This is a genomic window from Hymenobacter sp. DG01 (assembly GCF_006352025.1).
GTDB lineage: Bacteria > Bacteroidota > Bacteroidia > Cytophagales > Hymenobacteraceae > Hymenobacter.
In genome coordinates this window covers 2434621-2447124 of the sequence record NZ_CP040936.1, presented here as the reverse complement: position 1 = coordinate 2447124, position 12504 = coordinate 2434621, and the positions used below count along the sequence as shown (strand labels likewise).

The 12504-nt window shown below is 58.6% G+C and carries 12 protein-coding genes; 5 read left to right on the top strand and 7 right to left on the bottom strand.

Translation table 11 applies throughout. The annotated features are described in order from the left end of the window. Window positions 1-218: 218 nt before the first annotated feature. From FGZ14_RS10280 to FGZ14_RS10265, 4 genes are all read right to left on the bottom strand, one after another. On the bottom strand, window positions 219-1778 hold the full coding sequence (locus FGZ14_RS10280; RefSeq protein ID WP_139923941.1) for a pitrilysin family protein: 1560 nt from the start codon (window positions 1776-1778) through the stop codon (window positions 219-221). A 33-nt stretch (window positions 1779-1811) separates the two neighbouring features. Next, window positions 1812-3209, bottom strand: coding sequence for a pitrilysin family protein (locus FGZ14_RS21745; protein WP_180754324.1), 1398 nt, complete (start codon window positions 3207-3209; stop codon window positions 1812-1814). Window positions 3210-3392: 183 nt separating this feature from the next. After that, a complete protein-coding gene (locus FGZ14_RS10270) occupies window positions 3393-4064 on the bottom strand; it encodes a hypothetical protein (RefSeq protein ID WP_139923939.1) in 672 nt (223 codons plus the stop codon). Window positions 4065-4322: 258 nt separating this feature from the next. Then, a complete protein-coding gene (locus FGZ14_RS10265) occupies window positions 4323-5744 on the bottom strand; it encodes a dicarboxylate/amino acid:cation symporter (protein WP_139923938.1) in 1422 nt (473 codons plus the stop codon). Window positions 5745-5927: 183 nt separating this feature from the next. Here FGZ14_RS10265 and FGZ14_RS10260 point away from each other — a divergent pair, with 183 nt between their 5' ends. Then, window positions 5928-6935, top strand: a complete 1008-nt coding sequence (locus FGZ14_RS10260) for a dipeptide epimerase (RefSeq protein ID WP_139923935.1) — start codon at window positions 5928-5930, stop codon at window positions 6933-6935. 127 nt (window positions 6936-7062) lie between these two features. On the opposite strand, the gene FGZ14_RS10255 is transcribed toward FGZ14_RS10260, so the two are convergent. Beyond that, window positions 7063-7650 carry a DUF6799 domain-containing protein gene (locus FGZ14_RS10255; protein WP_139923933.1) on the bottom strand — a complete coding sequence of 196 codons (588 nt, stop codon included), beginning with the start codon at window positions 7648-7650 and terminating at the stop codon, window positions 7063-7065. Window positions 7651-7843: 193 nt separating this feature from the next. On the opposite strand from FGZ14_RS10255, the gene FGZ14_RS10250 reads away from it, so the two are divergent. Further along, window positions 7844-8293: a MarR family winged helix-turn-helix transcriptional regulator gene (locus tag FGZ14_RS10250; protein WP_139923931.1), complete on the top strand. Its 450-nt coding sequence runs from the start codon at window positions 7844-7846 to the stop codon at window positions 8291-8293. Window positions 8294-8343: 50 nt separating this feature from the next. Continuing rightward, complete coding sequence (locus FGZ14_RS10245; RefSeq protein ID WP_139923929.1) at window positions 8344-8991, top strand: YceI family protein; 648 nt, start codon at window positions 8344-8346, stop codon at window positions 8989-8991. Between the two features lie 121 nt (window positions 8992-9112). On the opposite strand, the gene FGZ14_RS10240 is transcribed toward FGZ14_RS10245, so the two are convergent. Continuing rightward, entirely contained in the window at window positions 9113-9670 is a 558-nt protein-coding gene (locus FGZ14_RS10240) for a hypothetical protein (RefSeq protein ID WP_139923927.1), read from the bottom strand. A gap of 303 nt (window positions 9671-9973) precedes the next feature. Here FGZ14_RS10240 and FGZ14_RS10235 point away from each other — a divergent pair, with 303 nt between their 5' ends. Together FGZ14_RS10235 and recR are read left to right on the top strand one after the other, a co-directional pair. Further along, window positions 9974-10255, top strand: a complete 282-nt coding sequence (locus FGZ14_RS10235) for an ATP-dependent Clp protease adaptor ClpS (protein ID WP_139923925.1) — start codon at window positions 9974-9976, stop codon at window positions 10253-10255. A gap of 137 nt (window positions 10256-10392) precedes the next feature. Beyond that, window positions 10393-11007 (top strand): recombination mediator RecR, encoded by a 615-nt coding sequence (recR, locus tag FGZ14_RS10230; protein WP_139923923.1) that lies wholly within the window; start codon window positions 10393-10395, stop codon window positions 11005-11007. Window positions 11008-11101: 94 nt separating this feature from the next. Here recR and FGZ14_RS10225 read toward each other — a convergent pair whose 3' ends face one another. Then, complete coding sequence (locus FGZ14_RS10225) at window positions 11102-12229, bottom strand: DUF563 domain-containing protein (protein ID WP_139923921.1); 1128 nt, start codon at window positions 12227-12229, stop codon at window positions 11102-11104. Between the last annotated feature and the right edge of the window lie 275 nt (window positions 12230-12504).

Below are 12504 nucleotides of genomic sequence, written 5' to 3'. Positions count from 1 at the left end.
CCGGATTCATTGGCATAGATGCCGGGGTGGGGGTAGGGTTTAATTCATAAAAAAGAAAAACCGCTTCGGAGGCTATCCAAAGCGGTTTTGCTATATATGAATTGGTTTCCTAAACAGTGTAGAGACGCCTACTCGCGTCTTATCGTCCGTGCCGTGTGGACACCATTGTTCAACGACATGACACGAGTCTGCGTCTCTACATCGCTCGGAATGACAGGCTACCGGAACGTGTCGTTGGTGTTAATCACCTTGACTTCCGTCACGTTGAGCTTGTAGTTGGCTACTTCAGCGTCTTCGGCTACCACCTCCTTGGGCAGGCCGGCTTTTACTACGTTGGCGTAGCTCATGGGCGAGGGCGTGTTGTTCTTGAGCACGTCGGCCAGGGGCTGGGCTTCGCTGTCGTCGGTCACGATGGTCACGAACATGTTCTGCACCTGCCAGTGCTTGCGCATGGCGCGGTTCACGTCGTCCAGGGTGAGCTTGGCAAGCTGGGCATCCACATCCTGCAGCCAGTTCTTGCGGCCGTAGAAGCGCGAATCGAGCAGGAAGCCCAGCTGCTTGGCGGGGGTAGTACCATACAGCTTCACGTAGGAACGCAGGAAGGTGCGGGTCCGCTCGAAGTCTTCCTTGCTCAGGCCATTCTTCACCACGTTGTCCATTTCGCGCACGGCCAAGCGCAGGGCAAACGGGGCGTGGCCTACTTTCAGGTCGCCCAATTCGCTGGGGTATTGCTTGCGCAGACCTTCGGCAATCTGCACGGGGCGCAGCCAGAGGCTGGCGTAATTGGCGTGGCGCGGCACACCCGGCACCGGCAGCATGTTGGAGCCGCCCGCCTCGTACCACTCGATGTAGCTGTAGTCGCCGTAGTTCATCGAGCGGGTCGTGCGGATTTTGTCGTAGAGCTTGCCGTAGCTTTTGCGGTGCTCACCCAGCCAGGAATTGGCCACCATCAGGGCCGCGAAATCATCGTCGGCGCGGGTGGTTTTGATGGGGAAACCCGCGTACACGGCCGAGCCGAGCGCATCGGGCTTGCTGATGATTTCAACGTGGATGCCATTGGGCATGGCTGCCACCGGAATGGGCGTTTTTACCGAGCTTTTGGGCAGCTTCTTCAGGTCAGCTTCCAACTGTTTGGCAAACGAAGCGGGGTAGTTGCCGGCCAGCCCGATGGTCAGGTTATCGGTGCCGAAGGCGGTAGCGTAATACTGCTTTACGTCGGCCAGGGTGATGCTCTTGACGCCAGCGGCCGTACCGCGCGTCATGTGCTGGTAGCGGGAGCCGCGGAACAGTTGGTCCTCCAGGGCAAACTTGCTGTAGTCTTCATCCGACGAGGCCCGAATAACCTGCTCCACGTAGTTGAGCTGGTTGCTTTTCAGGCGGTCGAAGTCTTCCTGGGTGAAGCTGGGCGTGAGCATGAGCCCGCGCAGCACCGGGTAAAACTTGTCGATGAAGTCCTTGTGAAACTCGAAGGTGAAAGTCGTGACTTCCTTGTCGGTGGTGGCGTAGTAGCGCGCCGCCATGGGGTAAAGCAAGTCTTTTAGCTGAGCCGAGGTCAGATCTTTGGTGCCGCCTTCCGTCACAAGCTGGCTGGTAAGGTAGGTGAGACCTTCTTTGCCCACGGGGTCGGCGGCCGAGCCGTTGCGGAACTGCAGCTTCACGACCACCTTGGCGGCGTTGGGCTGGCGCAGCTCCACTACCTCAGCGGCGCGGGTGGCCGTAGTAGCTACTGGGCCGAGCAGGGCGGCGGCCAGCAGAAAGCGGAAGAATGTATAACGCATGAGAAGAAAATCAGGGAAGAAAAGAGAAAGAGCTTACTGCACGCCGCCGGTAGCGTTCGGGCCGATGGTGCCCACCGTGAGGCCTTCGGGCACGAAATACTTCTGGGCCGCCGCCTGAATATCCTGGGGCGTTACCTGGTCGTAGAGGGCGTAGAAGCGGTTCAGGGAGTTCACGTCGCCGGTCAGCCAGATGAACTGCGACAGAGCGTTGGCAATCTGGTCGGGGGCGTCGAGGCCCATCAGGAAGCCGTACTTCAGCGCCGATTTGGTGTCGGCGAGGCGCTTGGCGTCCACAGGCTTGGTTTTCATCTCGTTCAGGGCCTTGGTAATTTGCTCTTTCACGTAGGGCATATCCTCGGCCTTCACCACCGAGGCCCGGATGGTAAGCAAGTACGGGTCACGGGTGTAGTTGGGCGAGCCACCCACGAAGCGAACCTTCTGCTCTTTCACCACCAGCTGCTGGTAGAGCGGCGAGTTTTCGGCAAAGAGCAGGGTAGTCAGCACGTCCAGCGCCGGCAGGTCTTTTTGCTGATCGGAGAAGGCCGGGGCACGGTAGCTCAGGCTTACCAAGGGCGGGAAGCTAGGGTTTTGGATGTGCACGTAGCGCGTGGCCGTCTGGGCGGGCTCGGACTTGATGTCGGGCTTGTAGGTGCCGCGCTTCCAGTTAGCGAAATACTTGTCGGCCAGCTTGTTTACCTCGTCGGCCTTCACATCGCCGACCACCAGCAGAGTCGTGTACTCGGGGCGGTAGAACCGGTCGAAGAAGGTCAGGGAGTAGTCGTACTGATTAGGCATGTCCACCACGTCCTTGAAGAAGCCCATGGTGGTGTGCTCGTAAGTGTGGTGGTCGAAGGCGGCGTCGGCTACCTTTTCGTTGAGCTGGGTGTAAAGCGAGGCCGAGTTCTTGGTGTACTCACCCTTCACGGCCCCGGCTTCCGCCTTGAAGTCGTGTTCGGGGTACTTCAGGTTCTGAAACCGGTCGGCTTCTACCTCAAACATTTTCTCCAGCATGCGGGCGTTGCCGGTCATGTGGTACACGGTGCGGTCGAGGGAGGTATTGGCGTTGGCCGCGGCCCCGATGCTTTGCAGCACGTCGTTGTACTGGTCTTTGGAGTACTTCTCGGTGCCCCGGAACATCACATGTTCAAAGAAGTGGGCGAAGCCCGTGTGGCCCGGCTCCACCTCGTCGCGGGAGCCGGCTCGCACCACCAGAAAGAATGAGGCCAGGCCCGGCGAGTCGAAGGGCACAGTCACCACGTTCAGACCGTTGGGGAGTTGCTTTTGCTGGATGGGGTAGGGGAAGGCGGCGTTGGTGGCCGCGGCGGGAGTAGCGGCGGCTTTGGGCGCGGCTTTCTGCTTTTGGGCCTGGGCGGCTGGCGCGGCGGTCAGCAGGGCCGTACCTAGCAGAAACGCCTGTACTGCGTGTTTCATCAGAAATGGAAAAAGTGAGCTGCGGGCTGCGGTACTGAAAAGTGCGACCCACGTCAAAGTAACCAAATCTGCCGCTACGGTTGCGCCTGGTCTGCTTTCGACAATCCCCTAAAAAAGGCTTCCCCGCTCAAGCGGCTCGGGAGCCAGCTAAGCGGGGAAGCGCGAAATTCGAAATAGATAGGGTTAGTTAACGCCGCTGGAGTCAGCGGAATGGGCCGATTGACCAATGATTTCCTCCAGCGGCCCCGAAGTAGCCAGCTGCTGACGCAGGGTATCAGCATCGGCGTCCAGCTGGGGCCGGATCTGGTCCAGGGCCAGGCGCAGGGCCTGCACGTCGGAGAGGCGGGCGGCTTTGGTCTGGCTGTAGCCGTGGTACATGGCCACGCGCACCTTGCTGCGGCCGGCGCCGGTGTAGGTACGCACCACTTCGCCCTTGGAATCTATGATTTGCACTTCGGCTTTCACGTTGGTGCGGTACCACTCCAGAGGCATGCCCAGTAGGCTGGGCGTCATCAGCGTCAGCATCTGGAAGGCCTGCAGGGCGCGGCCGGTGCGCTGCACCTGGGCCTGGGTTACCAGCAGCTTGGCGTAGCCGTACTTCACGGTGTCGGGCTGGGCTTCGGCCAGGTGGAATGACAGCTCCTGCCGGAACACCTTGCTGGCGTCGTCGGGATAGGCGCCCTCGGTGGTGTTCAGCGGACCAGGCTCCACTACCGCTTCCAACTGGGGCAGCCGACCGAGCGCCACCGAGTTGTTGGAGCGAATGGCCCGGAACACGGCCTTCTCCGTGGATTTACAGCTAGCCAGGCCCAGGCCGGCTAACGCCAGAAATACATAAGAGTAAGAACGAAGCATATGTAACACAATCAGAGTCCTGCCGCACAGCGGAATTTCAAAATTACAGCACAGGAACGCCAGAAAAGCACAATTTGATTTATGATTTACAATTAAAATATATGATTTTTCTTCTATAATTATTAGGCCTATGCGCAGGATGTAAATCAGTATTGAGTAAATGCAAAATACCTTGCCTCTCATAAAGAAGGGCAAGGTATTCAGGCAGTTATTCCGTGCAGGGCGGAGTGCCTGCTTTGGACTTAAAAAAGACCGGGCCTAGTGGGCGTGCTGGCTCAGGCTGCTGTCGGCCTCGGCCAAGTCCAAAACCGGGTCGGGGGCCACGAAGTTGTCCACGAACTCGCCTTCCCAGCGGGCTACCACGGCCGTAGCCAGGCAGTTGCCCATCACGTTTACGGCAGTGCGGGCCATGTCCATCAGGGCATCAATGCCCAGGATGATGAACACAGGCCATGCCGGCAGGTTAAATGAAGCCACCGTAGCCAGCAGAATTACCAGGGAGGCGCGTGGCACGCCGGCTACCCCCTTCGATGTCAGCATCAAGGTGAACACCATCACGAGCTGCTGCCCAAACGACAGCTCCACACCCGCTGCCTGGGCCACAAATACGGCCGCCAGTGAGAGGTAAAGCGTGGTGCCGTCGAGGTTGAACGAGTAGCCCGTGGGCATTACGAAGGCTACGATGCGGCGCGGTACGCCAATACTTTCCATGGCTTCCATGGCCCGGGGAAGGGCGGCCTCCGAGGAGGTAGTGGCAAAGGCAATGCTTACGGGTTCGGTAATGGCCTGCACGAAGCGCTTGAGCGGAATGCGGGCAATCAGGGCAATGGGCACCAGCACCAGCAGCACGAAAGCGGCCAGGGCGCCATACAGCGTGAGCAGCAGCTTAAAGGCGTTCAACAAGGGGGCAAAGCCCATTTTGCCTACCGTGTATGCCAGAGCGCCGCCTACCCCGAATGGGGCGAAGAACATCACCACGTTAGTGAACTTGAACATCACCTCCGAGAGGCTCTCGGTTACCTGCAGCAGGGGCTGGCGGTGCTTTTGGTGCACCATAGCCAGGCCAATGGCGAAGATGATGGCAAACACCACCACCTGCAGAACCTGCCCTTCGGCCACCGATTTAGCAATGTTCTCGGGGAAGATGTGCAGGATAATGTCGGCGGTGGTTTGCTTAACGGTTTCCAGCTTCTCGGTATCGGCGGCAATGCCGCTGCGGTCCACGCCCTCACCGGCCCGGGTCAGGTTGATGGCCCCCAGCCCGATAAAGAGTGCGAACGTAGTAACTACTTCAAAGTAAATCAGCGCCTTCAGGCCCATCTTGCCCACCTGCTTCAGATCGGCGTGGCCGGCAATGCCCACTACTAGGGTGGCGAATACCAGCGGGGCAATAATGGTTTTCACCAGCCGCAGGAACACGTCGCTGAGCACTTTCAACTGCACGGCCTGGGTAGGAAAGTCGTGGCCGATTTCGGCACCGACCAGCATGCTCACCACAATCCAGAACGTGATGGAGCGGCGCTGCACGGCCAGCGCTATGGCCGACAGAATAGCCAGCCAACGGGCGGCCATGGCAATAACCGGGTCCAGCGTAAGCCAGCCCTGGGCCGTAGCGGCCGTGAGTACGGCGGCTACCAGAAACAGGATAAGAACAAGGGGGGCGAGTCGCGAAAACTTCATGCGCGGCAATTCGGGGGAAAAGGGGGTAGCGGGAATGCCGCAAAGATAGGCTTCTGCGGCGGAGTAAGGACTACCCTGCCGCCGCGGCCCAGCCGCCCGGTAAAAAGCACTGTCCTGCCGCCCGGCTCGACGCCCCAGGCATGTATTCTCGGGTTATCTTTCGCCAAAACTCCCTCTGGTTTTATGCCCGCCTGGACCCTCACCCCGCTTGTGCTGCCACTGCGCTACACCTGGAAAATCTCGCGCAATGCTTCCACCACCAAAACCAACCTGCTGGTGCGGGTGGAGGGCAATGGTAGCTACGGCCTGGGCGAGGCCGCTCCCAACGTACGCTACGGCGAAACCCCGGAGGGCCTGCAGGCCGAGTTTGCAGGGCTGCAACGGGCGGGACTGGGGCAGTGCACCTCGCTGCCGGAACTCACTTGTTTGCTCACCAACCAGCCCCCGACCTACGCGCTGCGCTTCGCGCTGGAGTCGGCGTTTGTGCACTGGGAGGCGGTCCGGGCCGGGCAGCAGGTATCCGAGTGGCTGGGCCTTGCCGCACCGGCCCGGCAGGTGCCCACGGCCTGCACCCTACCCATTATGGAGCCGGGAGCGGTGGCTGAGTTTGTGCAGGCCCAGGGGCTGAAACGATTTCCGCAGCTAAAAATAAAGGTAAATCAGGAGGGCGCCCTGGAGCTGCTGCGTGAAGTAACACGCCTGCTGCCGGGCCACCAGCTGCTCATCGACGGTAACGAAGCCTGGCCTGATGCCGATAGCCTGCTGCGAAGCTGGGAGCGCATCCGGCAACTGCCGGGCCTGCGCGCCCGTCTGCTGGAGCAGCCCCTACCCGCGGCCTGTGCCCCCGACTACCGCTACCTGAAAGGCCGCCTGGGCGTGCCCGTATTCGCCGATGAATCGGTAACCGACGCGGCTGACTTTACGGATATCGCCCGGCAGTTCGATGGCGTAAACATGAAGCTGATGAAGGCGGGCGGCTACCTCAACGGACTGCGCATTCTGCGTGAAACCCGTGCCCACGGACTGCAAACCATGCTGGGCTGCATGGTGGAAACCTCGCTGGGCATCCGCTCGGCCCTGCAGGTCAGTGCCCTGGCCGACGTGTGCGACCTGGATGGCTTTCTGATCGTGCAAAACGAGCCTTTTGGCCTGGTACAGGAAGAAAACGGGCACCTGAGAGTAACGAAGTAACCGAGTAGCTGAGTAATAAGAGGGGGAGGATGAGGCTACGCCGCGGCAGCTTCCTACCCCCGATACAAGCACAAAGCCCCCGATGAGCAAACACCGGGGGCATAGATACTCTCATTTAATCACTTATTTAGTTGCTTTTCAGCTTGGCGTCAATGGCCTCAATCTGCTTATCCAGAGCGGCGGTATCGGCGGGGCGCTGGGAGTTGCTGCTGAGTACACTGATTTTCTGATTCAGCAGCTGAATCTTTTCGGCCATGAGGCTGATTTTATTGTTCATCTCTGAAAGGCGGCTTTCCATGGCGGCGGGGGTAGCCGGGGACGGGCGCGGATCGAGGTAGGTTTCGAACTTGGCCGTGGCCGGCACCGAGTTGTCGCCGCGGGACTGGGCGGCGCTGGCCGGGGTAGCAAACACAATATCACCGTTGGGGCGCACGTAGTCGCCTTCTTTCAAAGTCGTGATTTTGCCACCTGGCAGCTCCACAATACCACTCTTATAATTAATTTTCGTGCCGTTAGAAAGTAGCACGTTTTTGGTAAGCGGCGTAGGGCGCTTGCCCTGAACCAGTACTACCTCGCCGTTCTGCAGCATAAACCTATCGGAGGGGTTGGTAGCCACCGGCCCGGCCACGCCGGAGGGAGCACCGCCCTGGGCCAGGGCTGCGGAAGCGGTAAGTAAGCTAAAAGCCAGAGCGGGCAGAAGCACGAGGTTTTTCATGGGGCGTAGGGTAGGAGCTGAATACCCGCCTGTGTACGGTATTCGCCCCGCCGCGTTCTGACACCCCTGCCCCGCACCATGGAGGCAAAACATGGGGTAGCAGAAATTATTTTACGGGATACAAGCAATGGTGTTGCAACATTAAATGTATGTACATATATTTGCAGCACCATTCGGCTTTTTCCCACGGCCCATGAAGATAGAAGACGAAATCAAGCAGTCGGCTTTCAAAGACGACTACCAGAAAGCATACATTAACCTGGTATTCACGGCTGGCTGGCTGCAGCTGCGCCAGAGTGCCATGTTCAAGGAATACGGCCTGACGCTGCCCCAATTCAATATCCTGCGGATTCTGCGCGGGCAGCATCCTAAGCCGGCTACCGTAAACCTGCTGATTGAGCGCATGCTCGACAAAACCAGCAATGCCTCGCGCATTGTGGATAAGCTGGAAGCTAAGGCGCTGGTAACGCGCAAAGTGTGCCCCAGCAACCGTCGGGCTGTGGATATCCGCATCACCGAGGAGGGGCTGGAGCTGCTGCAGCGCCTGGATGCGGTGATGGAGGCGCAGGGTACCAGCCTGCAGAACCTCAGTGCCCAGGAAGCCGCCCAGCTCAGCGACCTGCTCGATAAAATTCGGGCCTGATGCATTCAGGCCCCTTCTCTTGTCCCTTTTCTCTTTTTGTTGATAACGCCATGAAAAAAATGATTCTGCCGGCTCTGCTGGCTGCTTCCCTGTTTGCGGCCCCGGCCTTCGCCCAAAAGCCTGCCGTTAAGAAAACCAACCCCGGCACTGAGAAGGCCGCCGCTGCCAGCTACGCCGTGCAGCCCCAGCTAAGCACCCTGGGCTGGGTAGGCAAAAAAGTAACCGGCCAGCACAACGGCACCATTCAGTTCAAGGAAGGTGATGTGCTGGTGCGCGGCAACCAGATTGTGGGCGGCACTTTCCTGGTGGACATGAACTCACTGAAAGTAGAGGACATCAAGGAGAAGGAATACAACGACAAGCTGGTAGGCCACTTCCGCTCCGACGACTTCTTCAGCATTGATAAGTATCCCACGGCTACCTTCAAAATCACTAGCCTGGCTCCGCTGAAAGGCGACGCCAACGGCAACAACGCCACCGTAACCGGCGACCTGACCATCAAGGGTATCACTAAGTCTATTTCCTTCCCGGCCAAAGTAGGCGTGAAAAACGGCGTGGCTTCGGCCAGCGGCACGGCTACCATCGACCGCACCAAGTTCGACATCAAGTACGGCTCGAAGTCGTTCTTCGAGAGCATCGGCGACAAAGCCATCATGGATGACTTCACGATGAGCTTCAACGTTATTGCCAAGAAGTAATGTAGTTGATTTTGGGTAGTTGGCATAAAGCACCGAATGCCCACTATTCTATCAAAAGGCCCCGTCGCAACTGCGGCGGGGCCTTTTTCATGCTACACTTCCTTCATCCAACTACCCCTACCTACTCCGGCAGCTCCAACTCGCGGGGCAGTTCAAATTTGAGGCTGCGGCTTTTGGTGCGGGCGTGCAGCTGCTGCAGAAAATCATCTATTTCCGCCTTGTACTCCAGCCACAGGTCTTCGTGCAGGTTCTGTAGAATCAGCTGGGCCGTGCGGGCCGCCAGCCGGGCCGTGCTGGTGTAGAAGCCCGCGTACACGCTCTCAAACTGCCCCGTGTAGTTCTCGAAGATATGGCGTAGGGTGTACAGGTTCAGGTCCACTTCCAGGCGCTTGTCTTTGGTGATGCGGCGGGCGCGTGCTACTTCCTTGGTGGCTTTCTGCAGGGCTTTGGTGAGGCTACGGTTGAGCAGGCGGCCAGTAGCGCCCACCGCGAACAGCTCATGAATCTGGTCGGAGGCCTGCTCAAAAATGGTTTCCGTTGTTACGTCGGGAAGCAGCTCGAAGCTGAGGGTGTCGTAGAGCTCGGCGTCGCGGCGGGCGGCACGCAGCAGCAGCGCTTCTTTTTCTTTATCCGACAGACGTTTGAGGGCGCGCTTGAATTCGGCAGATGGAACGGGCATTGAATGCGGGTGCTGAGGGTAAGTGAGGAGCCCGGCAACGGACGTTAAGCCAGTACGGCGCAGGCCGCCCCCTGGATAAGGCAGCGTTGCGGCTGCTCCGGCCGGCATACATTGGCAAGCCGAAATTACGGCGGCCCGTTCTTTTGCCCGCCGGCCTTACGGCAGAGCAGGGGGGTAGGAGAGGGCGCCTTCGGTTGTAATCTTCCTGAAATCCGGAAACGATTCAGCCCCTCAACGGGTTATACTACACCTGTCCGGACAATGGAACCCGGCTTTTTGCCCGCTTCTCCGTATTTTTGTGCCATGAACAGCAAACCGCAAATCGAGTACGACGAGGACGTTCTGCTCCTGGAGGAAACCATTGACGTGCGCGACCTGGTCGTGTACAACGATGACATCAATACCTTCGACCACGTCATCAAAACCCTGATGGACGTGTGCGGACACGAGCCTGAGCAAGCCGAGCAGTGCACGCTGCTTATTCATTACAAAGGGCAGTGTACCGTAAAGCACGGCGCCTACGACGAGTTGGCCGGCATGTGCACCGCCATCCACGACCGGGGAATTTCGGCTGACGTAGTGTAGGCAGTAGCCACCGAAAAAATCTGTCATCCTGCGCTTGCGAAGGACCTATCAGGTAGGAATCGTTGTTTAGATTCGGGCCCCCTGATAACCAGGTGCAAGCCCCGGATGACAGTTCTTTTACCCTCTTCCTGACCTGAATGGAATTCCCTTCCAAACTGATAGAAAATGCCGTTGGCGAGTTGTCGAAGCTGCCGGGGGTAGGCAAGAAAACCGCTCTGCGCCTGGCCCTGCACCTGCTGAAGGCTGAGGCCGATACCACCGCTACCCTGGCGGAGGCCCTGGCTAAGATGCGCTTCGAGATTCGTTACTGCGACACCTGCCACAACATTTCCGATACGCCGGAGTGCAGCATCTGCGCCAACCAGCTCCGCGACCAGAGCACGGTGTGCGTAGTGTCCGACATCCGCGACGTAATTGCCATTGAGAATACGGCCCAGTATCAGGGCATGTACCACGTGCTGGGCGGCGTCATTTCGCCCATTGAAGGCATCGGTCCCTCTGACCTCACTATTGACTCGCTGGTGGAGCGCGTGACCAAGGAGGGCTCCGAAATCCGGGAGGTGATTCTGGCCATCAGCCCTACCATGGAGGGCGACACCACGGCCTTCTACCTCTCGCGCAAGCTCCGCGACTTGCCCGAGCTGAACGTCAGCACCATTGCCCGTGGCATCCCGATGGGTGGGGAGCTGGAGTACGCCGACGAAATTACCCTGGGCCGCTCCATTGTAGAGCGCCAGCGCCAGGCGCGCTAAGCCAGAGTGGGCTACCCCTCATCTAATCAAAAAGCCTGTTGTACCCCAACAGGCTTTTTTTTACGCCCAGGGGATAGGGTAGGGTCAGTTAAGTTTAGTCGCGCAGTAGTTGTTGAAGCTGCTGCTCAAGCTCCGCCAGAGGCGCTACCATATCGTGGCTCATGTTGCTCCAGTGGTTGCTGCTCGGGCCGGTGCTGTAGTCAACCAAAAATTGGTATTCCAGATTGAGCGCCGTACACAGGTAGTAGAAATAGTTAGGCCGATAGAACTCCAGCACCTTGGTCCCGGGCTCGCACCACAGCAGATTAGTTAGTCCTGCTCCGTGGGGGGCAACCACAACCGCAGCTTCCTGAAACAGCTTAATCTGGTCACTGATGCTGCGCGGCTCATCTTCCACTATCTCGAAGCCATATGACTGCATAAGGACCCTGACGGGGCCTTCGTTCAGGACGCGTCGGCGCCCCGCGCGGGAGAGATACAAGCGCCGCCAGGGTTGCACGGCTGGCTTTTGCGGCCGAAAGCGGGCCCGCAGCAGGGCGAGGTCGCCCAGGCTCGACGACCAGCTTTGCTGGCTGTTCGCCACTAGGGCGCAGTCGGTGAGCAGCTCTGTGTGCCACAGGCTGGCCGTGTCGATGATGTTGGCCGCCGGAATGCCCAGCAGATGTAAGAAGTCGCTCTCAAAAGGAGTGTGTAGCAGCGGATAGCATACTTTGGCCTGCTGCCAGATATCGGCTCCACAGGCCTGCTCTATGCGGCAGAGCTTGGCTACCACGAACGTGGTATAGTCATAGAAGCTGGCCCACTGGTGGGGCCAGGGGGCTACCACCAGCGGGTAGTGCACCCGGCGCCGCTTGAAGGGCATATCAATTAAGCCGGCAGCAGCAGAAAAATCAACGTCGAGCAGGGTGCGGCCGTTAAGAAGCAGGCCCCCGGTACGGCACACCGCCAGGGAGCGGACCCCGTTGCGACCAGTGCTGACCTGCCACACGCGGTCCGGAGCAAAAGTGCGCGTTTCGGGGCGGTGGTGTGCTCTGCCCCCGTTGGCTGCTCTAGTGCCGGCTAACTGCACGGAGGGATGTTGCTGATCATATATTTCCTGTCCCCGCAGCAGGGCCAGGCTCTCTGCCTGACGTAGCGGAACACGCCAGAGCTTTTTGGAAGTGGAAAGGGCAGCGGTTTTTAGCGTCTTCTTGGCCTGAGCAGCCATTTTTTTGAATGCCATAGAATGAAGTCAGGCAGAAGAACAGAACTTCGCCACTTTACCAGTTAAGCTTGAAAAGCCATTGAGCTTGCAAGGAAGGATTATTTTGTTGATATTTTATATTAATAAAATTATAAAATAAAGGATTAGGCACTTGCTTAGCTTAAATAGTATGGTGCCTCACTTAGCTCTGATGGCAGCTGTACTACCCGGCTGCACTGTTTCAGAAGCTGCTTTAGGAAGCGAATTGCTTCCGGCGCACTAAACCCGTGGATAGCATTGCACGGCAGTCGGTT

What these genes read in the sequence shown, in the direction of transcription:
- FGZ14_RS10260 (WP_139923935.1), top strand. Translation starts at nt 5,928, where the DNA reads ATGCCCGCCTGGACCCTCACCCCGCTTGTGCTGCCACTGCGCTACACC.
- FGZ14_RS21745 (WP_180754324.1), bottom strand. Translation starts at nt 3,209, where the DNA reads ATGAAACACGCAGTACAGGCGTTTCTGCTAGGTACGGCCCTGCTGACC.
- FGZ14_RS10225 (WP_139923921.1), bottom strand. Translation starts at nt 12,229, where the DNA reads ATGGCATTCAAAAAAATGGCTGCTCAGGCCAAGAAGACGCTAAAAACC.
- recR (WP_139923923.1), top strand. Translation starts at nt 10,393, where the DNA reads ATGGAATTCCCTTCCAAACTGATAGAAAATGCCGTTGGCGAGTTGTCG.
- FGZ14_RS10235 (WP_139923925.1), top strand. Translation starts at nt 9,974, where the DNA reads ATGAACAGCAAACCGCAAATCGAGTACGACGAGGACGTTCTGCTCCTG.
- FGZ14_RS10280 (WP_139923941.1), bottom strand. Translation starts at nt 1,778, where the DNA reads ATGCGTTATACATTCTTCCGCTTTCTGCTGGCCGCCGCCCTGCTCGGC.
- FGZ14_RS10265 (WP_139923938.1), bottom strand. Translation starts at nt 5,744, where the DNA reads ATGAAGTTTTCGCGACTCGCCCCCCTTGTTCTTATCCTGTTTCTGGTA.
- FGZ14_RS10250 (WP_139923931.1), top strand. Translation starts at nt 7,844, where the DNA reads ATGAAGATAGAAGACGAAATCAAGCAGTCGGCTTTCAAAGACGACTAC.
- FGZ14_RS10270 (WP_139923939.1), bottom strand. Translation starts at nt 4,064, where the DNA reads ATGCTTCGTTCTTACTCTTATGTATTTCTGGCGTTAGCCGGCCTGGGC.
- FGZ14_RS10255 (WP_139923933.1), bottom strand. Translation starts at nt 7,650, where the DNA reads ATGAAAAACCTCGTGCTTCTGCCCGCTCTGGCTTTTAGCTTACTTACC.
- FGZ14_RS10240 (WP_139923927.1), bottom strand. Translation starts at nt 9,670, where the DNA reads ATGCCCGTTCCATCTGCCGAATTCAAGCGCGCCCTCAAACGTCTGTCG.
- FGZ14_RS10245 (WP_139923929.1), top strand. Translation starts at nt 8,344, where the DNA reads ATGAAAAAAATGATTCTGCCGGCTCTGCTGGCTGCTTCCCTGTTTGCG.